At 51.8% G+C, this 24,399-nt stretch carries 21 protein-coding genes; 10 read left to right on the forward strand and 11 right to left on the reverse strand.

Annotated elements, in window-relative coordinates; translation table 11 throughout:
* The first annotated feature begins 4 nt into the window (after positions 1–4).
* Complete coding sequence (locus EFA69_RS15740) at positions 5–424, forward strand: response regulator (protein WP_123134045.1); 420 nt, start codon at positions 5–7, stop codon at positions 422–424.
* 173 nt (positions 425–597) lie between these two features.
* On the opposite strand, the gene EFA69_RS15745 is transcribed toward EFA69_RS15740, so the two are convergent.
* The gene (locus tag EFA69_RS15745; protein WP_123134871.1) at positions 598–1,764 is read right to left on the reverse strand and encodes a glycoside hydrolase family 43 protein; all 1,167 of its coding nucleotides are present in this window, start codon (positions 1,762–1,764) and stop codon (positions 598–600) included.
* Between the two features lie 405 nt (positions 1,765–2,169).
* Here EFA69_RS15745 and EFA69_RS15750 point away from each other — a divergent pair, with 405 nt between their 5' ends.
* The 4 genes from EFA69_RS15750 to EFA69_RS15765 all read left to right on the forward strand — a co-directional run bounded on the left by EFA69_RS15750 (position 2,170) and on the right by EFA69_RS15765 (position 6,427).
* Complete coding sequence (locus EFA69_RS15750) at positions 2,170–3,246, forward strand: PAS domain-containing sensor histidine kinase (RefSeq protein ID WP_123134046.1); 1,077 nt, start codon at positions 2,170–2,172, stop codon at positions 3,244–3,246.
* Positions 3,247–3,443: 197 nt separating this feature from the next.
* Positions 3,444–3,986 (forward strand): hypothetical protein, encoded by a 543-nt coding sequence (locus EFA69_RS15755; RefSeq protein WP_123134047.1) that lies wholly within the window; start codon positions 3,444–3,446, stop codon positions 3,984–3,986.
* Between the two features lie 351 nt (positions 3,987–4,337).
* A complete protein-coding gene (locus tag EFA69_RS15760) occupies positions 4,338–5,285 on the forward strand; it encodes a hypothetical protein (protein WP_123134048.1) in 948 nt (315 codons plus the stop codon).
* Positions 5,286–5,398: 113 nt separating this feature from the next.
* Positions 5,399–6,427: an alcohol dehydrogenase catalytic domain-containing protein gene (locus EFA69_RS15765; RefSeq protein ID WP_123134049.1), complete on the forward strand. Its 1,029-nt coding sequence runs from the start codon at positions 5,399–5,401 to the stop codon at positions 6,425–6,427.
* Positions 6,428–6,502: 75 nt separating this feature from the next.
* Here EFA69_RS15765 and EFA69_RS15770 read toward each other — a convergent pair whose 3' ends face one another.
* Entirely contained in the window at positions 6,503–7,246 is a 744-nt protein-coding gene (locus EFA69_RS15770; RefSeq protein WP_123134872.1) for a pseudouridine synthase, read from the reverse strand.
* Positions 7,247–7,637: 391 nt separating this feature from the next.
* On the opposite strand from EFA69_RS15770, the gene EFA69_RS20155 reads away from it, so the two are divergent.
* The 4 genes from EFA69_RS20155 (at position 7,638) to EFA69_RS15790 (ending at position 14,106) form a co-directional block, all read left to right on the forward strand.
* A complete protein-coding gene (locus EFA69_RS20155; protein ID WP_148041385.1) occupies positions 7,638–8,033 on the forward strand; it encodes a hypothetical protein in 396 nt (131 codons plus the stop codon).
* A 120-nt stretch (positions 8,034–8,153) separates the two neighbouring features.
* Entirely contained in the window at positions 8,154–9,320 is a 1,167-nt protein-coding gene (locus tag EFA69_RS15780) for an efflux RND transporter periplasmic adaptor subunit (protein ID WP_245964603.1), read from the forward strand.
* Between the two features lie 165 nt (positions 9,321–9,485).
* Positions 9,486–12,626, forward strand: a complete 3,141-nt coding sequence (locus EFA69_RS15785) for an efflux RND transporter permease subunit (RefSeq protein WP_123134052.1) — start codon at positions 9,486–9,488, stop codon at positions 12,624–12,626.
* 31 nt (positions 12,627–12,657) lie between these two features.
* Entirely contained in the window at positions 12,658–14,106 is a 1,449-nt protein-coding gene (locus EFA69_RS15790; protein ID WP_123134873.1) for an efflux transporter outer membrane subunit, read from the forward strand.
* Between the two features lie 94 nt (positions 14,107–14,200).
* On the opposite strand, the gene mnmE is transcribed toward EFA69_RS15790, so the two are convergent.
* The 9 genes from mnmE to EFA69_RS15835 all read right to left on the reverse strand — a co-directional run bounded on the left by mnmE (position 14,201) and on the right by EFA69_RS15835 (position 23,369).
* Positions 14,201–15,580 carry a tRNA uridine-5-carboxymethylaminomethyl(34) synthesis GTPase MnmE gene (gene mnmE, locus EFA69_RS15795; RefSeq protein WP_123134053.1) on the reverse strand — a complete coding sequence of 460 codons (1,380 nt, stop codon included), beginning with the start codon at positions 15,578–15,580 and terminating at the stop codon, positions 14,201–14,203.
* 142 nt (positions 15,581–15,722) lie between these two features.
* Positions 15,723–16,205, reverse strand: a complete 483-nt coding sequence (locus EFA69_RS15800; RefSeq protein ID WP_123134054.1) for a thioredoxin family protein — start codon at positions 16,203–16,205, stop codon at positions 15,723–15,725.
* A 118-nt stretch (positions 16,206–16,323) separates the two neighbouring features.
* Entirely contained in the window at positions 16,324–17,244 is a 921-nt protein-coding gene (locus EFA69_RS15805) for a metal ABC transporter permease (RefSeq protein ID WP_123134874.1), read from the reverse strand.
* Positions 17,245–17,246: 2 nt separating this feature from the next.
* A complete protein-coding gene (locus EFA69_RS15810) occupies positions 17,247–18,539 on the reverse strand; it encodes a metal ABC transporter permease (protein ID WP_123134055.1) in 1,293 nt (430 codons plus the stop codon).
* Positions 18,536–19,342 (reverse strand): metal ABC transporter ATP-binding protein, encoded by an 807-nt coding sequence (locus EFA69_RS15815; RefSeq protein ID WP_123134056.1) that lies wholly within the window; start codon positions 19,340–19,342, stop codon positions 18,536–18,538. The genes EFA69_RS15810 and EFA69_RS15815 overlap by 4 nt, the downstream gene beginning before the upstream one ends.
* A 175-nt stretch (positions 19,343–19,517) precedes the next feature.
* Positions 19,518–20,462, reverse strand: a complete 945-nt coding sequence (locus tag EFA69_RS15820; protein ID WP_123134875.1) for a metal ABC transporter solute-binding protein, Zn/Mn family — start codon at positions 20,460–20,462, stop codon at positions 19,518–19,520.
* Positions 20,463–20,484: 22 nt separating this feature from the next.
* Entirely contained in the window at positions 20,485–21,144 is a 660-nt protein-coding gene (locus EFA69_RS15825; RefSeq protein ID WP_123134057.1) for a metal-dependent transcriptional regulator, read from the reverse strand.
* Positions 21,145–21,149: 5 nt separating this feature from the next.
* Positions 21,150–22,160, reverse strand: a complete 1,011-nt coding sequence (locus EFA69_RS15830; RefSeq protein WP_123134058.1) for a 3-oxoacyl-ACP synthase III family protein — start codon at positions 22,158–22,160, stop codon at positions 21,150–21,152.
* 54 nt (positions 22,161–22,214) lie between these two features.
* Positions 22,215–23,369 (reverse strand): glycosyltransferase, encoded by a 1,155-nt coding sequence (locus EFA69_RS15835; RefSeq protein ID WP_123134059.1) that lies wholly within the window; start codon positions 23,367–23,369, stop codon positions 22,215–22,217.
* A 47-nt stretch (positions 23,370–23,416) separates the two neighbouring features.
* Here EFA69_RS15835 and EFA69_RS15840 point away from each other — a divergent pair, with 47 nt between their 5' ends.
* Complete coding sequence (locus EFA69_RS15840) at positions 23,417–24,235, forward strand: 2,3,4,5-tetrahydropyridine-2,6-dicarboxylate N-succinyltransferase (RefSeq protein WP_123134060.1); 819 nt, start codon at positions 23,417–23,419, stop codon at positions 24,233–24,235.
* Positions 24,236–24,399 lie beyond the last annotated feature (164 nt).

Below are 24,399 nucleotides of genomic sequence, written 5' to 3' on the forward strand. Positions count from 1 at the left end.
AGCAATGCGTAGTTTTAATAAGGTTTTTTTAATAGATGATGATGAGCTGCACAATTTCCTTTGTGAAAGCATCATCAGAAACCACGGCTTTGCCTCTTCCGTTTCTAGTTTCCAGTGGGCCGAAGAGGCGCTTGAGACCCTGCAAAAGATAGCCCTACAGGAGCCAGCCAGCCTTCCGGAGATTATCTTCCTGGACATTAATATCCCCGGCATGAACGGCTGGGACTTTATTGAGGAATTTCAGAAGCTGCCGGTTACCATTACCCAGAGCTGCCAACTCTTTGTGCTTTCCTCAGTGGTAGATGATAAATACGGCAATTATTTTCCCCACTCAACGGTGGTGCGCGACTACTTCTCCAAACCGTTCACCACTGATATTCTGGATATCATCTACGATTTACATTCTGAGCAGCAAGTAGGCTAGGGTCATAGAAATTTAGCAGGGCATCCTTATTCTGTAAGCAATAAGCTCAAACGTCTCCCCCGCGTTTAGGGGCTCTTTTTCCAAAAAGAGCCCCTAAACGCGGGGGAGACGTTCTAATGCCTAGCGGTTCATCTAGTAGATGTACCGCAGAACTTTGTTTTACAGATTATAAACTACTGGTTTGTTTGCAGGGGCATGGGTTTAAAGGTGGTGCTGGGGCCGTCCACCACCAGTCGGCCGTCCTGCTCAATGCGCATGGGATCAATGAAGACCACGCGCTCCTCGCCGGTGGCGGTGGTGCGGCCATGGTACACGCAGAACATCTGCTTGCCGTCTGGCGAGTACGCAATACTGTTGTGGCCCGTGCCGGTGACCTGGCCGCCCTGCTCTGAGTTCTTTTGCAATACCGGATTGTTCGCAGCTTTGGTGTACGGTCCCAGTGGGTGCTTGGCAGTGGCGTAACCCACGGCATAGTTCTTGCCCCCGAAGTAATTAGCCGAGTACATCATGTAATAAGTGTCCTGGTGCTTAAAAGTGTAGGAACCCTCGGTCCAGCGGCGGTTTACTTCCTTTGATGTAACGGAGCGGCTTTCCCACTCAGCCTGGGCATCGTTCATCTTGAGCGGGGGGCGGAGCAGCAGCACCGGTTCGCCTATCACGCCGCTGAAGTCAGGTTTCATCTCCACGCCGTACACCCAGCTTTCCTCAATCTCCTGGAACAGGTTTTGCTTTTTCGCCCAATCGGCCACCTCGCTCTGTACCGGGTGTTTGTAGGCGCAACGCGAGTAATACAGGTACATCTTGCCGTTGGGCTCACAGTACACGTTGGCATCTATGATGGGATAACCGGGATCAAAAATGGGCTTGTCTGATATGTTCTGGAAAGGCCCCGTGGGTTTGTCTGCGACGGCCACGCCAATCCGGAAGTTCTCTTCCTCGTTTCCGGGGTTGTGGCGCCAGTCGGCGGAGTAGAACATGTAGTACTTGCCTTTGACGTGGTACACCTCCGGAGCCCAAAAGTTCTTCACGTCCCAGGAGTCGGGTTTATTCCCCTGGAATACCTGCCCCTCGTTTTTCCAGTTCACCAGATCTTTAGAAGAATAGGTGGCGAAGCCCTCCTTAGCCCCGCCGCCCGTACCGTACATATAGTAGGTTTTGCTGGGCGCGTCATACAACACATAGGGATCGCCAAACTGTACGTCCAACGGATTTTTATACGTGGCGGTGGCGGTACTGGCAACAGCCTCAGGGCGTGCAGGTGCCTGGGGTGGGCTAGACTGGTTACAACCTGTCAGCAACAGGCCGAAGGAGAGGAAGAGATAACTTCTTTTTATTAGCATAAGCAGCGCGTGGTTCTGTCTATTTAAATGTAAGAAATTAAAAAAGGAAGCAAAGCCAGTAGAGAGTAACATTTCTGTTTCTCAGCAAAAGCCTGTAACTGATAAAGTAGAAGATTACAGCCTCAATTATTGCTCCTTTCCGTTTAGAGGCTCTTTTTCTAAAAACAGCCCCTAAACGCTTAATTAAGAACGAGGAATAAAACTGAATATTGGACGTTGGACTGGGACGAGGCTCCGTGATTGGTTGAAAAGGTAATAAACAGTACCGTATCAGAAAAGGTTTGTCTTCAGCTGGTTTAGGCACACAGGCAAAGACAGATGGGAAAAACCTTTTTAACCGTATATAGGTAAAATTAAATAAGTATATTTTACAGGAACGAGCCAAGGCTCAACGCGCCAACCACTATGCAACTTCCCCCCAGTGTATACCAGAGCTTTGCGGAAAAAACCGGACAAGCCTTCTTTGCCTATGACCTAGGTGCCCAGCAGTTCGTTTACCAGAATCAGCCATTCAAAGATTGGTTTAGATTGCCGGAGCAGGAGATTAATCCTGATGTTTTGTTGGCTGCGGTGCATCCAGATGACCAAGGGTATGTGCAGAACAGGCTTAAGGCCCTGTTAAACCGGGGAGTTTGCCAAGAGGTGGAGTTCAGGGTTCAGTTTGAACAACAGCCTGTGCAATGGGTATGTCTGTCGGCCTCCATTGTGGAGGAGGGCCAAGGGGAACTGGTGGTTGGGCACGCCGAAGACATCACCGCCAACCGGCAATACAATGATCACCTCAAGAAGTTCTCCAACAAGAAAGACTCCATCCTCAATATTCTCTCCCATGATTTGGCCGCGCCGCTGGGCATGATCCAGAACCTGACCGGTTTGCTCACCGAGGAACTAAAGGGCAACATGAGCGAAGACGCCGCAAGAATCATTGGTCTGATAGAGCAGAGCAGTAGGCAGGGAGCCAACCTGATCCGGGAGTTTATGGAGCAGGAATTCATGGAGTCAACTCAAAATGAGCTGATAACCAGACGGGTAAATATGGCGCAAAAGCTGAAAGAGGCCCTAGGCGAGTATAAGGGAGCCAGTGGAAAGTTTCTGACCAAGCATTTCCAGTTTCTCTGTAGCCAAACAGAGATTTACGCCCAGCTAGACGACCTTAAATTTCTGCAGGCCATTACCAACCTCATCTCAAATGCGCTCAAGTTCACGCCAGACGGCGGTACCATTACGGTCAGTCTAGAAGACGAAGCAGACACGGTGCTGGTGAAAGTGGCCGACAACGGCGTAGGAATTCCGCAGCGTTACCACGCCCATCTCTTTGATAAATTCACGCAGGCTCGTAGGCCCGGCTTAAAAGGAGAGCATACCGTAGGTTTGGGCATGTCTATTGTGAAAACCATTATAGAGTGGCACAGGGGGCAAATATGGTTTGAAAGCGAAGAGCACAAAGGCACCGTGTTTTACATCAGAATCCCCAAAGAATAAGGGGCTTTAACCTCAGGATTTAATTATCCCATTTAAACAAAAATGTATTCGTGTAAGCGTATTTCGTCTACACATCGCTAATAATTATGCTTACTAATGAATAGAGGCAAAGGCTGAATAATTAAAGTTTTGCATATATCATTACTATTTTAAGTTTTTTTTGTTATTTAGAGGGTAAACGTAACAAACCCTCTATTATGAAAAAGTTCTTACTCATTGTGGCTCTGGGCGCTATGTCGGCTTTGAACGGCTACGCCCAGGATAAAACCCTATCCCAAAGCAAAGCAGATGCTTTTTCAGCTAAGGCCGGAACTCTGATTGAGAAAGAGTACATCAACGTAGGCAAATTCAAAACCGTGGAAGTACAGGTGATGGTGCTGAAAGACCTCACCGCTTCTACCAAAACCAGCGCCATCAGGTTCCTAACTACGGTGGGTACGGGCAACAACTCTTCCATCAAAGGAGGTGCCGTGGACGCCGATGAACTGGATGTACTCATCAAATCTCTGAAACAGATCCAAAGCAGCATCTTAAACAGCAGCCGCACCAACTATACGGAGGTTTCCTTCAAGAGCCGGAGCGGCTTTGAGACCGGCTGTTACTACCGCACCGATAAAAAGGCCTGGGCCGCGTTCATTAAGCTGTCCAAAATTGATCCTAACTCTATGGTGCTCATGACTTCAGATGAATTAGGCCAAATGTTAACTGTGCTGGAACAAGCCAAGACCAAATTGGTATAGCCGTTTAGCGGCTCTTTTTCCAAAACTAGGCCTAAAACAATAGTACGGCTTAGGGACTCTAAATCATTTAATCTTTTACCCCTCATATCAACAGAGACGCATGGACCACAGCTTTGGAATGCTACTGTCTTGATATGAGGGGTTTTTGTTTCTTCCTGTCCGGATTGAATTGACCTTCTTTTTTAAGGTGTTGCGGTGAGCACACATTTTTTCATTTTTAGTTATGATAACTGTGCCGCATACGGAGTTGCTTTTGATTGGAAAGCGGAACAAGAAGATAGGCAGTAATGATGCGAAGCTTACCCTTGGTGCTGTCCTTAAAGCCACATTGTCATAGTAGAACCAGAGGATATGCAGAAAATCATCTTAAAAAGCTTATTTGTAGTGGCTTCCTTAAAGTACCCCCACATCAGGAAGAGCTATAGATATTACATCAGGGATAATTACTTCTGCAGAATTAATCAGGTAAAGTATTGCCTCAAAGATTACTTCAGGAAGGAGAAATATAAAGTCACTGATTTTCAGGGCGAGTTTGATCAGGAGCTGCGGTATGTGATTCCGTTCGCGTACTGGCATTTCCTTAACGGGACGCTTCTAAAGACAATTTCCTGCAAAAACACCAGGGAGCTCTACTTCTTCAGCCATAATCATGAAGAGAGGTACCAAGTGCGGGATTGGCGTGTTCCCACCAGGTATGAGTTCCCCAATATGGAGCACAGCGCTTCCTTCAGCTACAGCAAATGGAGGCGGGTGCCGTATAAGCAACATTTCAGCAATTCTATCTTTGTCTTTGAGAAACCCATTCTGATCATTGCCAACAAGTACAACATGGAATGGGACAACCCGCCGCTGAATTTTCTGAGCATTATAGACTTAGATAACATCATTAGCACCTATGGGCAAAAATACCAGATCATCTACAACCGGCCACTGCCCAGCCACATTGTCACAGACAACAGTGAAATCCTGGACTTACAGGAGCACGCCTGGCTGAAGCAAACCCATTCGGAGGTCATTCTGGTGGATGATCTATATGAAACCTACCGGGCAAAAGTGAACAATTTCAATCATTTGCAGTTATTGCTCTACGCCAACTGTGACCGTTTCATCTCCATGCACGGCGGCACGGCGGCATTGGCCAGTTGCTTTGAAGGGATTAACGTTATCCTTTCCAAAGGACACTCCAAAGAAAAAGAACTAGGCGAATTTGCCACCATCTTTCCCGCCTTGTCTGGCGCCAAAATTCTCCATGCCCAAACCACGGCAGCGTTATTTGAGCATCTTCAGAAGCATTTCTAACCATTAAAGAAGGTATATTGTCTCTTCAGGCTGAGATTCACTTGGAGCTTCTACTTCATGTTATTTGACTGTGGTGAATAGTATTGCCGCTTTTACCTTAAACAAACGCTTCTATGCCCGATCGCCTCGTGTACCGTATGCCCAAAGCCGGTTCCATTAAGGCTCTAAAACTCCAGACTGAGCACCTGGATCTGCCTAAACCACATGAAGTCTGTGTGGAGGTAAAAGCCATAGGTCTGAATTTCGCCGATGTCTTTGCTATGCAAGGTTTGTACAGCGCCACCCCAACCGGTTCCTTTATTCCCGGCTTAGAGTATTCTGGCGTGATTTCCGCCGTGGGCGAGGAGGTACGGGAATGGAAAGTGGGCGACAAGGTGATGGGTGCCACCAAATTCGGCGGGTATGTCTCACACATCAACAGCCACCATAGGTATGTCATTCCTTTGCCAGATGGCTGGAGCTTTGAAGAAGGGGCCGGTTTTCTGGTTCAGGGACTTACCGCTTATTACGCTTTAGTAGAGTTAGGGAATTTGCAGCAAGGAATGACGGTGCTCATTCATAGCGCCGCAGGCGGAGTGGGCATTTTAGCCAACCGCATCTGTAAAAAGTTGGGTGCTTTTACCATTGGTACCGTAGGAAAACCCCAAAAAGTAGACTTTCTGCGGGAACAGGAAGCGTATGATGCCATTCTGATGAGGGATAAGAACTTTGCCGCTAATCTAAAGGGAGCCTTACAAGACCGCCCGTTGCAACTGATCATGGAATGCATAGGAGGTAAAATACTGGCGCAAGGATGGCAGGCTTTAGCCCCCATGGGCCGAATGGTGGTGTACGGGAATGCCAGTTTCTCCAGCCATAGCGCCAGACCCAATTACCCCAGTCTTATCTGGCGTTTTTTGCAACGGCCTAAGATTGATCCGCTGCGCCTCCCCACAGAGAACAAGTCACTCATGGGGTTCAACCTCATTTACCTCTATGAACAGACTGAGTTAATGCACCAGTTATTGCATGAGTTGCAAACCCTTCAGCTACCGCCCCAGCACGTAGGTCATGTCTTTGGTTTCTGTGAAATGCACGAAGCTATTTACCAGTTCCAGAGAGGAAGAACCGTTGGGAAAGTAGTGGTGAAGGTAGGGGAGTAGTGTGAAGCAATTTGTACAGTTCATGCAGGAGAGAAGCAGCACTTCTGTCTACATCTTCCCAAGAGGCGCAAACCTTTAATTTAGTTGAGGCAGCGGCTGCGGTAAATCTGTTTGGTTTTTCAGTTCCTCTCTCCAACCAAACCGTTCACATAAGCGCTGCATATTCTCTGGCAGTTGAGCTTGAATGACGGTTCTCACACCGGTATAAGGGTGCTTGAAGGAAAGGGAAGCAGCGTGCAGGAGAAGGAAAGGGCTTCCCAGTTCCTCCAAAAACATGAGGTTGTGCCGCCAGTCGCCGTGTTTTTTATCTCCCACAATGTAGTGGCGCAGATGGGCAAAGTGTTTCCTGATCTGGTGCATCCGGCCAGTTTCGGGTTTGATCTTTACCAGGCTATACCGGGCCGTTTGGTAGCGGCCAACTGGAATGGGCAGTTCTACAGTGGCTAGGCGGGTAAAATGCGTTACAGCTTCCTGCGCCTCCTTCAATCCGTTGTCTCTGTCTGGCCTGATGGGGCTGTCAATGGTACCTTCTTCGGGCGCGTAGCCCCGCACCACCGCGTAATACGTCTTATCTGGCTGTCGCTCGGCAAAGGCCTGTACCAAGGGGGCAGCGGCTTCAGCGGTTTTCGCGAAAAGAAGCACGCCAGAGGTGCCTCTATCCAGCCGGTGCAAGGGAAAAAGCCGGTACCCCAGCTGGTCGCGCAGCATCTGCAGGGCAAACTCCTTTTTCTCCTCGGCAATGCGGGTGCGGTGCACTAACAGTCCGTTAGGTTTATTGATGGCCACATAGTGCGCATCTTCATAAATAATCTTCAGCATGAATTCTGTCAATAACTCCATCACTGCAAGTGCAGACAGGATAAACCTTCAATAAGAACAAGCCCTGCTACATAGTTGGGGAGATGGCTCATCTCTTACTTAATATGATTCAAAATTACTGAATTAAAATATACAAGTCTGCTCTTGCGCTTAAAGCAAAGGCATAGTTCTACCCATAATTTAAAGTGTATTTCTTCAGCTATTGAAGTTTGCGTTTAGGGGCTCTTTTTCCAAAAAGAGCCCCTAAACGCAACTACTCCTGGGAGGTTAACAAGGAATGTATGCTGGTAAAAAGTAAGAACTGCTTGTATTTATTGATGAATGTATAGAATAAGGTGTAACCACAAATTTCCTTTGGATATATTTGGAGTCATCTACTTGATAAAAATACTTGAAGAACACCTGGATGATACAGCGTTGGTTTTGCTGGCTGTTGCTCGCTTGCTTCAGCATTCATGTAGGTTTTAGTATAAAATCTGCAGAAGATGTCGGACACGGGTTAGGCTTTGTCTGCTCCACCCAAAAGAGTACTCCGGACGCCGATAAGGGCACTGCGCCTCTGTCGCTGATGCTGGAAGGGTACTTTGATCTGCTGGAAGATGTTCCGCGGGTTGAATACAATCTTCGCTCCATTATCAAGGTTGCTTGTAAAGCTGCCGTCATAAAACCATTGCAAGCGCTGGAGGTCATGCTGCCGCACTTGCTGCATAACTCGCTGGGCTACCTTCCGCAGCGGTTTGTGCTTTCTGAGTATCATGCCTTTATTTTCCGGCTCACTCCCTTCTGATTTTCCCCCTTCTTTTTTTCCGACTGAGGAAAAGTCTCTTTCCTTTCTCCCTGTTTGGTTTCTGCCGGTGCAACGCACTGTCTTAGAATCCAATAATTTCTGTTTGCCTTTTCACAAGCAATGGACACAAACTTATCCATCATGACTATCCCTTTCCGTAATATAACTTTCCTTTCCCTTATTACCTTGAGCGCGGGCCTGGCCGGGTGTGACGCCTCCAGTAACCCTAAAGAAAACAAAGTCACCGTGGCCAATCTGCCGGTAACCCAACTTATCACCAAAGACACCACCCTGCATCAGGATTATGTTTCTGACATACAGGCGGTGCGCCATGTGGAGATAAGAGCCAAAGTAGGTGGTTTCTTAGAGCAAATACTGGTGGACGAAGGCCAGGAGGTAAAAAAAGGCCAGCCTCTGTTCAAGATCAATGCCCAGGAATACCAGTCTGAGTTTGCCAAAGCCAAAGCAAACTTCAACAGTGCTACCGCGGAGGCCATGACTGCCGAAGTGGAGGTAAAACGCGTGCAGATCTTGGTAGAGAAAAAGGTAATTTCTCCTTCTGAGTTACAGATGGCCAAAGCAAAATTGAAAGCGGCCCAGGCCAAAGTGGCCGAGGCCCGCTCGGCGCAGGAGAATGCCGCCGCCCGGGTAGCCTACACCTACATCAAAGCACCCTACAACGGCATCATTGACCGCATTCCTCTCAAGGTGGGCAGCCTGATTGAAGAAGGAACCTTGTTAACTTCCATTTCTGACATCAATACCGTGTACGCCTATTTTGAAGTCTCTGAGAAAGAGTACCTGCAATACGCCAAAGCAGAGCTTTCAGGGGAAGACAATAGACATGGGCAAATCCAACTCATTCTGGCCGACGGCAGCACCTATCCCCATGCCGGCAAGATCGAGACCATGGAAGGAGTGTTTGAGCCCAACACAGGCTCCATCGCATTCCGGGCCAAGTTCCCCAACCCCAATAAACTCTTGAAACACCATTCTTCCGGCAAGGTGAGACTCTTTAATGAAGTAGACAGTGCTTTGCTCTTGCCGCAGAAAGCAACCTTTGAGATTCAGGACAAAAACTTTGTGTATGTGGTAGGCAAAGACAACAAAGTGAAGACTAAAAGCTTTGAGCCTAAAGCCCGTTTCTCTCACTTTTACATAGTGGAATCTGGCCTGGAGCCGGGAGAAAAGGTGGTTTATGAAGGTGTGCAGACTTTGCGGGAGGGGGTAACCATAGACCCTGAACTTATCCAGATGGACAGCTTGCTCACCGCCAGCGCCAAATAATCTATTTCTTTTAATCAACCTGTTTCAAAGGAACAGCAGGGACCGGCACGGCCTATTGGCAGGGGCGGTGTCCTGCCATGCCTATGTAAGTATACCGGCAGCCAATTGCCCTTTAGGGAACGTGCAGCCAAGGTTTCCTTTGGGCGGTGACAAGAAAATACATCCATGTTAAAAATATTTATTGAACGACCAGTGCTCTCACTGGTGATCTCCCTGTTTTTCGTCTTGCTGGGAGTGATGTCCATTATGAATCTGCCGGTCACGCAGTTCCCGGAGATTGTACCGCCTTCGGTCACGGTAACGGCCAAATATACCGGGGCCAATGCCGAGGTTTCCACCAAAGCGGTGGCTACGCCGCTGGAAAGAGCTATTAACGGGGTGCCGGGCATGACTTACATGTCTTCGGTTTCCAGCAACAACGGGGTCACCCTCATTCAGGTGTTCTTCGAGGTGGGCACCGACCCAGATCTGGCCGCGGTGAACGTGCAGAACCGCGTGACCACCGTGTTGGATGAGTTGCCCGAAGAGGTGATCAAAGCCGGGGTAACCACGGAGAAGGAAGTGAACAGCATGCTGCTCTACCTCAACCTCATGAGCGATGATCCCGCCTCAGATGAGAAGTTCGTGTACAACTTCGCCGACATAAACGTGCTGCAGGAACTCAAGCGGATTGATGGGGTGGGCTTCTGTGAAATCATGGGCTCCAGAGACTATTCCATGCGGGTGTGGCTTAAACCCGACCGGCTCCTGGCCTACCAGATTTCGCCTGATGATGTGATTGAGGCCATTAGAGCCCAAAACGTAGAAGCCGCGCCGGGGAAAGTTGGGGAAAGTTCGGGCAGATCTGAACAGTCGCTGCAATACGTGCTGCGGTACACCGGTAAATTATTTGAGCCGGCCCAGTATGAGAACATTGTGATCAAGGCAGATGAGCAGGGCAACGGCTCCGTGTTGCGTCTGAAAGATGTAGCCGATGTGGAGTTCGGTTCCATGGATTACGGCATGGTTTCCAAAACCGACGGGCGCTTCTCGGCCTCCATCATGATTAAGCAGCGCCCCGGCTCCAACGCCAAAGAGGTGATTGAGAATGTGAAGCTGAAGATGGCAGAACTACAGGAAACCTCCTTCCCGCCGCGCATGAGCTACAACATTGCCTATGATGTTTCCCGCTTTCTGGATGCCTCTATGGAAAAGGTGTTGGTGACTCTGTTAGAGGCCTTTATTCTGGTTTCTATTGTGGTGTTCATCTTTCTGCAGGACTTCCGCTCCACGCTTATTCCTATTCTGGCGGTACCGGTGTCTCTGGTTGGTACCTTCTTTTTCATGGAGATGTTTGGCTTCTCCATTAACCTGCTTACCCTGTTTGCCTTGGTATTGGCCATTGGTATTGTGGTAGACAATGCCATTGTGGTGGTTGAGGCGGTGCACACCAAGATGCACGAAAAGCATCTCTCGGCCAGAAAAGCCACGCTGGAGGCGATGGGGGAGATCAGTGGCGCCATTGTAGCCATCACGCTGGTGATGTCGGCGGTGTTTGTGCCGGTGGCCATGATGACGGGCCCGGTGGGCATTTTCTACCGGCAGTTCTCTATAACCCTGGCCATTTCCATTGTGATCTCCGGGGTGAACGCCCTGACGCTAACTCCCGCCCTCTGCGCATTGCTCCTGAAAAACATCCATGGGCAGAGCGAGAAAAAAAGCTTGCTGCAACGGTTCTTCCAGAGCTTCAACAAAGGCTATGGTAAAGTGGAAGGGGGCTACAAAAATACGGTACTGCGCATAGCGGGCAGGTACGCCGTCACGTTGGGGCTATTGCTGTTCTTCCTTTTCAGCACCTGGGGCATTACCAAAGTCCTCCCCACCGGTTTTATTCCCACCGAAGACCAGGGCATGATCTACGTGAACGTGACCACTCCGCAGGGAGCCACGGTGGAGCGTACTTCTTATGTCCTGGACAGGATTCAGCAGGCGGCGCAGAAAATGGACGCGGTGGAGAACGTGTCTACCCTGGCTGGTTTTAGTTTGTTGACTGATGCGGCCGGAGCTTCTTACGGCATGGGTATGATTAACCTCAAGTCATGGGAAAACCGCACGGCCTCGGTAGAAGAGATCATTGCCGCCCTTGAAAAGGAGACGAGTGACCTCAAAGACGCCAGTATAGAATATTTCCCGCCGCCCACGGTCCCGGGCTTCGGGAACTCCAGCGGATTTGAGTTGCGCGTACTGGCCCGAGATAAAACCGCGACCCTAGCGGAGACCGATGAAGTCACGAAGAAATTCATCTCAGCCCTGCAAGAGGCGCCGGAGGTGAGCAGTGCCTTCACCAACTTTGACCCCAATTTCCCGCAGTACCTGATTCACCTGGACCAGGACATGGCCGCCAAAAAAGGAGTCACCGTGGACAATGCCATGAGCACGCTCCAGACTTTGATGGGCAGTTATTATGCCTCCAACTTTATCCGGTTCGGGCAGATGTACAAGGTCATGGTGCAGGCCTCGCCAGATTACAGGGCCAAGCCAGATGATGTGCTCAAAATGTATGTCAAAAACCAATGGGGCGAGATGGTGGCGCTTTCTTCATTTGTGAAGTTGGAGCGCGTGTACGGGCCGGAGCAGTTGACCCGCTACAACATGTACACCTCGGCCATGATCAACGGAAGCGCCGCCCCTGGGTACAGCAGCGGTGATGCCATCAAAGCCATTGAACGGGTGGCCCAGGAGACCTTGCCCCGCGGCTTTACTTTTGAGTGGTCGGGCATGACGCGCGAGGAGATTCTATCGGGTGACCAGACCGTGTACATCTTTATTGTCTGCCTCATTTTTGTGTACCTCTTGCTGGCGGCCCAGTATGAGAGTTTCCTGCTGCCGTTACCGGTCATCCTTTCATTACCTACCGGTATTTTCGGGGCATTTCTGGCTTTGCAACTCATGGGCTTGCAGAACAACATCTATGCACAGGTGGCCCTGGTGATGCTCATTGGACTATTAGGAAAGAATGCCATCCTGATTGTGGAGTTCGCGATCCAGCGGCAGAAAGAGGGTCGTACGGTGTTGCAGGCGGCCATTGATGGTGCCGTGTCCCGTTTCAGACCTATCCTGATGACCTCGCTGGCCTTTGTAGCCGGGCTTATTCCACTGTGTATCGCCACGGGAGCGGGAGCCATGGGCAACCGTTCCATCGGGACAGCCGCGGCGGGGGGCATGCTCATCGGGACCATCTTTGGGGTACTCCTGATCCCGGGTTTGTATGTGCTATTTGCCTCCATCGGGAAGAAGAAAACCAAAAAAGCACTCCAAACGGCCTAACCTTTTGTATCCATCCATGACTTTAAGCAAAATGCCTTTTAATAAAAAAATATCGTCTTACTTCAGTTGTCTTTTCCTGCTGGGGCTGTTAGCGGGGTGCAAAGCGTCTGAACCTACGCCTCTGCCAGCTTTGCAGAGCGTACTTACCACTTTCCAGGCCTCTTCAGATTCCACCAGTCTGGCGGATCTTTCCTGGAAAGAGTTTTTCAGAGATCCATTTCTGGTGGGCTTGATTGATTCAGCGCTACAGCATAACCCAGATGTGCTTAGTGCGGTGCAGCAGGTGGAAATAGCCCGCGCCAATACATTACTCAGCCGCGGGGCTCTTCTGCCGCAAGTGACGGCCATGGGGGCGGCAGGAGTAGAGAAGTTCGGGGATTACACCATGACCGGTGTAGGTAACTTTGACACGAACCTGTCACCTAATATAAATGAAAACCAAAAAGTGTCGCAGCCGCTGGTGCCTGATTATTTCCTAGGTTTGCGCAGTGCCTGGGAGGTAGATCTCTGGGGGAAATTACGCAAAGCTAAGAAAGCAGCCTTTACACGTTTGATGGCCTCTGAGAAAGGAAAACAATTGGTGACCACAGCGCTTATCTCTGAGGTAGCGCACCAGTACTATTACCTGCTGGCGCTGGACCGAGAGAAAACGATTCTGGACAACAACATAAAGCTCCAGCAAACGGCCCTGGAGATGGTGAAGGTGCAGAAAGAGGCTGGCAGAGCTACCCAATTGGCCGTGCAGCAGTTTGAGGCGCAACTCCTGAACACTCAAGGATTAAAAGCCGAGAAAGAGCAGGAAATTCAGACAGTGGAGGGGCAGTTGAACCAGTTGCTGGGCCGGTACCCGCAACCCATTGTGCGTAGCCAGACATTGGATGCACAGGAATTGCCTGCCCAGATGAAGGCAGGGGTACCCACTGATCTGCTCCGCCGCCGCCCCGACATCCAGCAGGCGGAACTGGAACTGCAGGCGGCCCAAGCCGATGTGGCCGCCGCCCGAGCCGCATTTCTGCCGTCTTTGGTGCTCTCTCCGTACGTAGGTTTTAATTCTTTCAATGCGTCATTGCTCTTCAAACCGGCTTCGGTTGCGTATGGTATTTTAGGTGGTTTATCCGCGCCTTTGCTGAACCGTTCGGGCATAAAAGCTGATTTTAGAAGAGCCGATGCCGCCAAGATTCAGGCCTATCATGCCTACCAGAAAAGCATCCTGACGGGGGTGCGGGAAGTAGTGACCACCCTCCGGGAAATTGAGAACTATCAGCAGGCTTCCGCTTTGAAGGAGCAGGAGGTGAAGGTGCTTCAAAACGCCGTCAGCACGTCTAATGATCTGTTCTTCTCTGGGTATGCCAGTTACTTAGAGGTAATTACTGCCCAGCGAGGAGTATTGGAAGCAGAACTTAAGCTGGCGGCCACTAAAAGAATTGTATTACAATCTACTGTGAATCTGTACAGAGCCTTGGGTGGAGGCTGGGAATAAGCCTCTTTTATAGAAGAAAGCTTAAAAGTAAAAGCCCCGGCTATAGAAACTAGCCGGGGACTTTTGTATGAGCGAAAGCTGTTGTTAAACAGTTTTACTTTCCGATGCAGAACTTTGTAAAAATATTATCCAGCAGATCATCGGTATTGATCTCGCCGGTAATCTCTCCCAAATGAAACAAGCATCTTCTGATGTCAGCCGCCAGCCAATCTCCGGTGAGGCCAGTGTCCAGGCCTTGGAGGACTTCTTGCAGGGCATCGGCAGTTTTCTGGAGGCTCTGGAAGTGGCGCAGGTTGGTGACAATGGTGCGGTCGCCGGTCATGGCCTCATTGGCATGCACCAGTTCCAGCAGGTTATCTTCCAGTTCTGATAAACCGTCCTTATTGCCCGCCGAGAGGAATACCAAATTTTCAAAACCTTCAAAGCTCTCCAGCTGGGCGGGCGTGGCCAGGTCTTTCTTATTGCCAATGAGCAGATAGGGTACCTGCGGAAGCTCCAACTGCGCCACCTCAGCATTCAGCTGCTCCGGCGTGGTAGAGGTAACGTCAAACAGGTACAGCACCAGAGACGCTTTTTTGAGCTGCTCCTTGGTACGGGAAACGCCAATGGCTTCCACGGTATCCTGGGTTTCCCGCAGACCGGCGGTGTCAATGAACCGGAACCGAATGCCACCGATGTTGGCCTCGTCCTCAATCACATCACGGGTGGTGCCGGGTATGTCTGAGACAATGGCTTTTTCCTCGTTGAGCAGCGCGTTGAGCAGGGTTGATTTACCGGCGTTCGGCTTGCCAGCAATAACGGTGGGCACCCCGTTCTTAAGCACGTTGCCCATCTCAAACGACTTGAGCAAATCAAAGATGAGTTGCTGGAGGGTGGTGATCAATCGTCTTAACGCGCTGCGGTCGGCAAACTCCACGTCTTCCTCGCTGAAGTCCAGTTCCAGTTCCACCATGGAGGCGAAATGGATGAGCTGCGCCCTCAGGGCCTTAATTTCCTGGGAGAAGCCGCCCCGCATCTGCTTCATGGCCACCTGGTGCGTGAGCGCGGAATCTGAAGCGATTAAATCGGCTACGGCCTCGGCCTGGGCCAGATCAAACTGCCCGTTCAAGTAAGCGCGTTTGGTGAACTCTCCAGGCTCGGCCAGGCGGGCGCCTTTGCGCAGGAAAAGCTTGATCAACTGCTCCGTGATGTACGGCGAGCCGTGGCAGGACACTTCCACCACGTCTTCTTTGGTGTAAGAGGCCGGGGCTTTGAAGAGGGAGACCACCACTTCGTCCAGAATCTTTTCCCCGTCCCGGATGGTGCCGAAGTGCAGGGTATGCGAGGGCTGGTTCGCCAGTTTTTTGCCTTTGAACACTTCGTCTACTATGGAAATTGCCTCGGGGCCCGAGAGCCTGATGATGGCAATAGCGCCGTGTCCGGCCGCCGTGGCCAGGGCAATGATGGTATCTTTGGATAAAGTAGTGGGTAGCAAAGCAGAAAGTTCTAATGAGGCAAAAGCCGTTTAGCGGCCCTTTTTACAAAAATAGGCGAAAAACAGCAGAACTAGAGCATGGCTGTCTGAGCGGGGCTACTCTCAGGTCATTGCTGACTGGAGGGAGGTTTGCGTTTAGCGGCTATTTTTTGGAAATAAAGGCTAAAACGCGCGCAAATTCTTTGGCAGGTAGAAAGCCCGGTACCCGCTGCATGACCTGTAGTTTTTCGTTGAGGAAGACCGTGTTGGGGTAGCTCATCTCGCCGTTCAGCAGGGAAAGAGCTAGTTCGTGCGCCCGGTATTTCTCCATGTAGCGGTAAGTTTTGCCGTCTATGGTCACGTTCTGCCGCTGCTCGGCGTTCAGTTTCACCACGTAAAAGTCCTCATTGAGTTGCTCTACAATCTGGGGGTTCTGGTACACCTGTTTGTCCATTTTCTTACACCAGCCGCACCAGTCGGTGTAAACGTCTATGAGAATCTTTTTGGGTTTGGTTTTATTTTTCTCAATGGCCTGGTTCAGGGTGAGCCACTGCAATTTAGCCGGTGGTACCTTTTCCTTCGCTTCAGGAGTAGGAGCGAAGAAGGAGAGGAACAGGACCTGCAGAAAGAAAACAGAAAAAGTCATACTTGAATTGCTTTGCGTTTAGCGGCCGTTTTTCAAAAATCGGGCCTAAAACAGAATCATCTCTCCATACGAAGAACGGGTGCTTCTATTGCCTTGCAAAGGAGAAAAAGAACACAATTTACAGGGCTGGTTCAATGGTGGTGGTGTCTTCTTTAGGCAAATTGGTCCTACCCGGGCTAGAGGTACGGCGGCGGGAGATAAGGCCATGGGTAGGCGAGAAAACAAAAGCCAGCGTGAACTGCACTCCAATGACCACAGAGATTGCCCCGGCTACGGAGCCGTTCAACCATAGAGCCAGGTAAAAACCCGCCGCGGAGGAAACAATGCCCAAGACCGCCGAAATCACCAGCATTTTCTTGAGGTTATCGGTGAGCAGATAGGCCGTGGCCGGAGGGCCCACCATGAGCGCCACCACCAGAATAGCCCCCACAGATTCAAAGGCCGCCACGGTGGTCAAAGACACCGCCCCCATGAGCAGATAGTACCAAAGCGTGGTGGAAATGCCAATGGCCGCGGCAAAAGCGGGATCAAAAGAGGTGAGGTATAACTCTTTATAAAATAGCGAGATAAACAGCAGGATCACCAGCATGACGCCGCCCATGATCCAGACGGTGCGGGGGCCTAGGTTCATTCCGCTTTCGGTGAGCCAGATGTCCAGGGGCACGTAGGCAATCTCGCCGTACAGCACGCAGTCCTGGTCCAGGTCAACCTGACCCGCGTACACCGAGATGAGAATGATGCCCAGCGCGAACAGCCAGGTGAAGGTCACGCCAATGGAGGCATCGGCCTGCACGTTCACTTTCTTGTGGAGGAACTCAATGAGGAAGGTGCATACCACGCCCAGTGCGGCGGCTCCTATGAGCATGGTCCAGATCTCGCGGGAACCGCTGAACAGGAAGGCCAGCACAATGCCCGGCAGCACCGCGTGCGAAATAGCGTCGCCCACCATGGCCATGCGGCGCAGAATGAGGAAGCAGCCCAGCAAACTGCAGCAGATGGCCACCAGCGCTCCCGTAAAAATAATCCAAAAGGCGTCTATGTTCATGGCTGTTGCGGAATGGAGGTTTGGTGCGGATCGGCGGTGGGGTAGTCCAACAGCTCTTCCAGGCGTTTTTCCAGCTCAGGGGTAAGCACGTGCTCAATAGATTCAGCGTCTTCGTGTACGTGGTCTGAGGCCACCTGCAAATACTGGGTGAGGTACAGTTCCCAGAGCCGGTGCAGCCGCACCACGCGCTGGGCTTCCTTTTTCCCGGACTCCGTGAGGGCCCAGCCCGAAGCGTTTTTCTGGATCAGGCCCTGCCGGCAAAGAGTTTGCAGTCCGTCTTTCATCCGGAGCAGCGGCTGTTGGCGGCGCTCCAGAATCTGTTCTTTGGAGTAACTGTGCTGGTATTCGCCTTTGCCTTCGCCCAACTGGAAGAGTGTTTTGAGAATGTTCTCCCTCGTCATCTGGCGGCGTACGCGGCGCTGGAGCAGGTAACGGGCCAGCAACCCTTTCCTGGGCGCCAGCGTGAACGACAGGATGGCCAGGAGCGAAAGCAGCATTACAATCCAGGGACCGGTGGGCATGGCCGGGGCGGTGAATGACACAAACGCACCCGCGGCACCGCAGAAGGCGCTCATAGTAGCGGCAATCAAGACCATGGCTCCCAGACGGTCGGTCCAGAAACGGGCGGCGGCGGCCGGGGTAATGAGCATCGCCGACATCAGCACCACGCCTACCGATTGGATGCCTACCACCACGGCGAGCACCGTGAGCGTGGTCAGGAGCAGTTCTAGGCCTCGCACGGGCATACCCAGCGTTCGGGCGTAGGCCGTATCAAAACTGAGGAGTTTGAATTCTTTGTACAAAAGCAGCACGCTCAGGAGCAACAATACCGCCACCGCTCCAAAGGTGATCAAATCCTGCCCCACCAGTGCTGCCGCGCTCCCGAAGAGGAATTTATCCAAACCGCTTTGGTTTTCGTTGCCCGAGTGCTGGATAGACGTGAGAAAAAGGATGCCTACGCCAAAGAACACCGAGAGCACCAACCCTATGGCGGTGTCTTCCTTGATGCGGCTGTGGGCCGTAATGGCGTCAATGACAATGAGCGAAAGCCAGCCCGTAATAAATGAGCCCAGCAGCAGAATGAGCGGGTTTTTCTCGCCGGTTAGAATGAAAGCCAGACAAACGCCCGGTAATACGGCATGTGCCACGGCATCGCCTACCAGGGCCCGCTTGCGGAGCACGGTAAAGCAGCCCACCACGGCAGAACTGGCCGCCAGCAAGACGGAGCCAATGGTCACAAAGCGCACATTGGCATCTGACATGCTCAGGAATTCCCAGAGTGCGTTCATTTCTTGCGGGTGGGTTTGGTTTCTCTGATGGGGAAGTTCTGTTTGTGCAGCAGCTCGCTCACGCGGCTCAGTTCCGTTAAGCGGCCGCCGTAGGTTTTCTCCAGCAGGGCAGGCGTGAGGGTCTGGGCGGTTGGGCCTGAGGCCACCAGCCGCATGTTCAACAGAATAATCCAGTCAAAATAATCCTGCGCCGATTGCAGGTCATGGTGCACCACCACCACCGTCTTGCCGGCGTCGCGCATCTGGCGCAGCAATTCAATGATAGCGGTTTCGGTGGCAATGTCCACGCCCGCGAAGGGCTCATCCATGAGGTACAGGTCGGCGTCCTGCGCCAGGGCCCGGGAGAGAAACACGCGCTGCTGCTGCCCCCCCGAAAGTTGGGAGATCTGCCGGTTGGCGAAATCCTGCATGCCTACTTTCTCCAGCGCCTCCATAGCCAGTTTTTTCTCACGGCTGCCCGGCCGCTTGAACAGCCCCAGTTGCCCGTAAGTACCCATCATGGCCACGTCCAGGGCCGAAGCCGGAAAGTCCCAGTCCACTGACTCGCGCTGCGGCACATAGCTCACCTTCCGGCGGACTTCGTTCAACGGTTTCCCGAACAACTCCACGTACCCGCTGTTGAGCGGAAGCAGCCCCATCACGGCTTTGATCAGGGTTGATTTACCGGCCCCGTTGGGACCTATCACACCTACTAAGGCTTGCTTGGGCAAGGTGAGGTCCACGTCCCACAGCACGGGTTTCCGCTGATAACTCACCGTAAGATCATGCACTTCCAATACCGGGTCCGTTACGTGTTGTATCATGGGGTATTTTTCCGTTTAACTCTTATTCAATTCTTGTATAAATGCGTTTAGCGGCTCTTTTTCTGAAAACATGGCTAAAACAGATTAGAGTTCTAGTTCGCTTACCTTTTCAGTTTAGCTCCTTTTTTGGAAAAAGAGCCGCTAAACGCACTTAAAGTAATCTGTTATTCAATGCTCATCTAAGCGCTGTCACTATTTTAGTTACGTTGGCTTTTACCATTCCCGCATAGGTGTCGGCACCGCTTTGGGCATCGCCTAAGGCGTCTGAGTAAAGCGTGCCGCCCAACTTGATGTCATGCCCTTTCTGCCGACAGCCTTCCAGCACGGCTTCAATGGCTTTCTGGGAAACAGAGCTCTCCACAAACACTGCTTTCACCCGGCGCGAAACAATGAAATTCACCAGCGAAGACACGTCTTGCAAGCCAAACTCAGATACCGTGGAAATTCCCTGCAGGCCCTGCACCTCTATCTGGTAGGCATCTCCAAAATACCCAAATGCATCATGGGCCGTGATGAGGATGCGTTGCTGGGCCGGTATGGAAGCAATTTCGCTCTGCGTCCAGCGGTGAAGGCTGTCTAGCTGGGCGGTGTAGCGGGCGGTGTTCTGTTGGTATTGCGCCGCGTGGGCGGTGTCTCTGGCCTGTAGGCGGTTAGATAGGTGCGTTACCACCTGGCTCCAGAGTTGCACATTGAACCAAATGTGCGGGTCGTGGCTGTCCTGGAATTCGGGCAGACGGCGGAGGTTGGCTTCGGGTAAGCTTTCGGCGGCGGCCCAGACTTCTTTCTGGCGGGCCAGTTTCTCCAGCACTTCGCCCATTTTCCCTTCCAGGTGCAGGCCGTTGTAAATGATGATATCCGCTTCGCGCAGCGTTTGCAGATCGCCCAGGGCGGCTTTGTACAGGTGCGGGTCTACGCCCGGGCCCATCAGGGCCTGTACCACCGCACGGTCACCCACCACATTGGCCACCGCATCGCGCAGAATCCCGGTGGTGGTGACAATGTACAGTTTGCCCTGCCGGTGGGCCTGCGCGCCCGGAGTATCCTGGGGAGCGCAGGCCGCACACAGTAGGAGTAAGATCAGGTGAGCTAAAAGTAAACCGCGTTTTAGAGCTATTTTCATAAAAGCAGCGCAGAAACGCACCTCATGGGTTTATGACGAAAATCTTCTCCAGCACGTCTGAAGAAAGTATCACTGATTTGTTTTTATCTATATTGATCTCCAATGAATTATCATAGGCTATTTTGTCTACCACTTGCAGTTGCGAGCCAATCTGGATACCCATGCGGTTCAGGTATTGCAGGAAAGCGGGCTGCGTGTCTTTCACCCGGCAGACCACGCCTTTCTGGTCAATAGCCAGGGTTGCCAGCGCCCGCTGTTCCACTTCCGGCAGTTCGCCTGCCTCAGTGGGGATAGGGTCACCGTGCGGGTCTACGCGGGGGTGGCCCAGAAACTCGTCCAGCCGTTGGGTGAGCAGTTCAGACTTTACGTGTTCCATCTGCTCGGCCACGTCATGGACTTCGTCCCAGGTGAAGTGGAGCTTCTGCACCAGGAAAACTTCCCAGAGCCGGTGCTTCCGGATGATCTTGAGCGCCACCCGCTGGCCTTCCTGCGTGAGCTGCACCCCGTGGTACTTCACATAGTGCACCAGGTCTTTCGCGCTCAGCTTGCGCAGCATGTCGCTCACGGAGGCTGGTTTGGTTTCCAGCATCTCAGAGAGCGCGGTAGTGCTCACGGCACTAACCCCGGCCCCCGAGAGCTTGTAAATAGCTTTGATGTAATTTTCTTCTGCGGTACTGTGCATGGTTTTTACCAGCGTATCAAGGCGGAAGCCCAGGTAAACCCACTCCCGAAGGCGGCCAGGCAGATCAGGTCTCCCTCTTTCACGCGGCCTTCCTCAAACGCCTCAGAGAAAGCGATGGGCACCGAGGCTGCCGTGGTGTTGCCGTACTTCTGGATGTTGCTGAAGATTTTGCTATCGGGTAACTTCATTTTCTGCTGGATGAACTGTGTGATGCGCAGGTTAGCCTGGTGCGGTACCACTAAATCCAGATCCTCAGCGGTTACGTTGTTTTGTTCCAGGGCCTCATTGATCACCTCCGGAAAACGGGTTACGGCGTGCTTGAACACAGTGCTTCCATTCATGATGGGGAAGATGTCACCGCTGTCAATGGTTTGGTAGGTGAGGCGCTCGGCGTCATTACTGGACGGCCCTTTGGTCATCAGTTCCTCGGCAAATTCGCCTTGGGCGTGTAAATGGGTGGACAGAATGCCTCGTTCCAAGCTGTCAGACGGCGTCAATACGGCGGCACCGGCACCATCCCCGAAAATTACGGAAACGGACCGTCCTTTGTCTGAGAAGTCCAATCCGGAGGAGTGGATCTCTGAACCTACCACCAGCACATTGTTGTACATGCCGGTTTTAATGAACTGGTCGGCCAGGGAGAGGGCGTAGATAAAGCCGGAGCATTGGTTACGCACGTCGTAGCAAGGAATGTCTGAGATGCCCAGTTCGCGCTGCAACAACACCCCGGAACCCGGGAAGAAATAGTCAGGGCTGAGGGTCGCGAACACGATCATGTCCAGGTCCTTCGGCTCCAGGCCGGCTTTCTCCAGGGCCTTGCGGGCTGCTTTAGCGGCCATGTTGGCCGTAGTGTCTTTTCCGGGTTCAAAATAACGGCGCTCATGAATACCTGTCCGTTCTACAATCCAGGCATCTGAGGTATCCATCAGCTTTTCCAGGTCTGCGTTCTTTACCACCTTTTCAGGTACATAGTGGCCTAAGCCAGCAATGCGTGAGTTTCTTAATTCTTTTGCCATAGTTCGTCAAATATACGTGTATTGAAATAAAAGTTTAGGGAAGTCTAAATGTTTTTAACAGGTGAATGATTGATGGAGCAGCTGGCGAACCACTTGCTGTGCGTGTTGCGCTTCTTCCTTCCAGAAAACATCGGCCGGAATGCCCTTCTGGTAGTACGTACGCTGGAGGAGTTGCTCTACTTTTTCTGCCGTTAATTCCTGAGCGAAGGCGTGGGTGAGGCCCCCATTCGTTTGCCGCAGAATTTCCTCCCACAGTGGGTTCTCCTCGGTTACTACCACCAAGCCATTAGCCATGTACTCAAATAACTTGGTAGGTAAACAGGTAAATGTGCTGGGGTGCGGGCGGTACGGCAGCAGCCCTAAGTGATGACGTTGCTCCTGCGCCAGAATTTCGTGGTGCGGGACCAGGGCATCGCCGCCCAGCAACGTCACGAAAGATAGATCTTTAATCTGGGCCCTCAATTCCGTCAGATAAGCGGCTTCGGCGCAATACCCTATAATGGTAAGCTGGGCATCCGGCACCCAGTTCCTTAAGCGGGAAGTAAACTCTATGGCCTCCTGTACGCCGTACAAGCGGGAAATGGTGCCGGAGTACAGGAGCCTAAGCGGCCTATGTTGGGACAAAGCCACTGGTACACTTCTTTTAGCAGCCGGATTGGTAACCGCCGGGAGGTATTTGTTCTGCAACACCGTGTAGCGCTGCCCCAGAAACGGAAGTTCCCGGGCGTACGCCTGCTCCGCCAGAAAGAAATGTGCTACGGCCGGGGCCAGCATTTTCTCCATGAACCGCACCAGATTTCCTGCTATCTTCGCAATAAGGCCGGGGTACACCTGTTGGGTGGTGAGGTTGAGGTAATAATTCTCCTGTACATCATACACCAGTTTACAAGCGTGCAGCCGGCAATACAGGGCACTTAGCGGCAGCAGTTCATGCGTGCCAATGATCAGCAGGTGGGGGCGGACCTGGTTCAGGAGTTTCCAGAAGCGCCCCTGCGCCGAAATACGACCCAGCGAAAGCCGTTTGAAATGAAAGACGGGGTGGAAGGTGATTCCTGTATTTTCTGCCGCCGGGGGGATGGGTGCGGTGAATCCTGCCACATGAACTTCGGTTTCAGGTAGTTTGGCAAGGCTTTGGCCAATTTTTTCGTACAAACGGGTGTCAGAAACCGGCTTCAGCAACGATACCAGCAGAATTCGTTTTCGAATCATCGGCACAATTTAATAAATTTGGTTTCTTATTCTTTCACAAAGACAAAATGAACGACTTACGAGAAGCGATAGAGGCCGCCTGGGAAGACCGGACAATGCTGGCCCATAAAACCACGCAGGAAGCCATCAGATGCGTGATCCATCACTTGGACTGCGGTGAATTGCGCGTGGCTGAACCAACCGGCACCGAGAAATGGCAGGTAAACGAGTGGGTGAAGAAAGCCGTGCTCATGTACTTCCCTATACAGAAAATGGAAACCATTGAGGCTGGTCCTTTTGAGTTCCATGACAAGATTCCGTTGAAGAGCGGCTTCGCCGATCTGGGGGTAAGGGTGGTGCCGCATGCGTTGGCGCGTTATGGTTCGTTTGTCGCCAAAGGGGTGATCCTGATGCCTTCCTATACCAACATTGGCGCTTACGTTGACGAGGGAACCATGGTAGATACCTGGGCCACCGTGGGCTCCTGCGCCCAAGTAGGCAAGCACGTGCACCTGAGCGGTGGCGTGGGTCTGGGCGGTGTGCTGGAGCCGGTGCAGGCCTCTCCGGTTATCATTGAAGACGGAGCTTTTATAGGGTCACGCAGTATTTTGGTGGAAGGCTGCCACATTGGGAAAGAAGCCGTGATTGGCGCGAATGTCTGCATCACAGGTTCTTCCAAAATCATTGACGTAACCGGTTCTGAGCCCAAGGAATACAAAGGCTACGTGCCGCCGCGCTCCGTGGTGATTCCTGGTTCCTACACCAAGGAGTTCCCGGCCGGTGCTTTCCAGGTTCCCTGCGCCCTGATCATTGGCCAACGGAAAGAAAGTACTGATTTGAAGACTTCATTGAACGATGCCCTCCGTGAAAACGGGGTAGCTGTTTAGCGGCTCTTTTTCCTAAAAGAAGCTTAAACCAGAAAAGGCCAGCATTTCGCTGGCCTTTTCTGGTTTAAAGAGAATACGTTTCTCCATCACCTAAAGGGTAAGAACGGAGAAACTCAAAACACCGCATGCGTTTAGGGGCTCTTTTTCAGAAATGAGCCCCTAAA

It is taken from the genome of Rufibacter immobilis, assembly GCF_003721565.1.
GTDB classification, from domain to species: Bacteria; Bacteroidota; Bacteroidia; order Cytophagales; family Hymenobacteraceae; genus Nibribacter; species Nibribacter immobilis.

Coding starts and splice junctions, on each gene's coding strand:
- EFA69_RS15740 (WP_123134045.1), top strand. CDS start 5: ATGCGTAGTTTTAATAAGGTTTTTTTAATAGATGATGATGAGCTGCAC.
- EFA69_RS15745 (WP_123134871.1), bottom strand. CDS start 1,764: ATGCTAATAAAAAGAAGTTATCTCTTCCTCTCCTTCGGCCTGTTGCTG.
- EFA69_RS15750 (WP_123134046.1), top strand. CDS start 2,170: ATGCAACTTCCCCCCAGTGTATACCAGAGCTTTGCGGAAAAAACCGGA.
- EFA69_RS15755 (WP_123134047.1), top strand. CDS start 3,444: ATGAAAAAGTTCTTACTCATTGTGGCTCTGGGCGCTATGTCGGCTTTG.
- EFA69_RS15760 (WP_123134048.1), top strand. CDS start 4,338: ATGCAGAAAATCATCTTAAAAAGCTTATTTGTAGTGGCTTCCTTAAAG.
- EFA69_RS15765 (WP_123134049.1), top strand. CDS start 5,399: ATGCCCGATCGCCTCGTGTACCGTATGCCCAAAGCCGGTTCCATTAAG.
- EFA69_RS15770 (WP_123134872.1), bottom strand. CDS start 7,246: ATGCTGAAGATTATTTATGAAGATGCGCACTATGTGGCCATCAATAAA.
- EFA69_RS15780 (WP_245964603.1), top strand. CDS start 8,154: ATGGACACAAACTTATCCATCATGACTATCCCTTTCCGTAATATAACT.
- EFA69_RS15785 (WP_123134052.1), top strand. CDS start 9,486: ATGTTAAAAATATTTATTGAACGACCAGTGCTCTCACTGGTGATCTCC.
- EFA69_RS15790 (WP_123134873.1), top strand. CDS start 12,658: ATGCCTTTTAATAAAAAAATATCGTCTTACTTCAGTTGTCTTTTCCTG.
- EFA69_RS15800 (WP_123134054.1), bottom strand. CDS start 16,205: ATGACTTTTTCTGTTTTCTTTCTGCAGGTCCTGTTCCTCTCCTTCTTC.
- EFA69_RS15810 (WP_123134055.1), bottom strand. CDS start 18,539: ATGAACGCACTCTGGGAATTCCTGAGCATGTCAGATGCCAATGTGCGC.
- EFA69_RS15815 (WP_123134056.1), bottom strand. CDS start 19,342: ATGATACAACACGTAACGGACCCGGTATTGGAAGTGCATGATCTTACG.
- EFA69_RS15820 (WP_123134875.1), bottom strand. CDS start 20,462: ATGAAAATAGCTCTAAAACGCGGTTTACTTTTAGCTCACCTGATCTTA.
- EFA69_RS15825 (WP_123134057.1), bottom strand. CDS start 21,144: ATGCACAGTACCGCAGAAGAAAATTACATCAAAGCTATTTACAAGCTC.
- EFA69_RS15830 (WP_123134058.1), bottom strand. CDS start 22,160: ATGGCAAAAGAATTAAGAAACTCACGCATTGCTGGCTTAGGCCACTAT.
- EFA69_RS15835 (WP_123134059.1), bottom strand. CDS start 23,369: ATGATTCGAAAACGAATTCTGCTGGTATCGTTGCTGAAGCCGGTTTCT.
- EFA69_RS15840 (WP_123134060.1), top strand. CDS start 23,417: ATGAACGACTTACGAGAAGCGATAGAGGCCGCCTGGGAAGACCGGACA.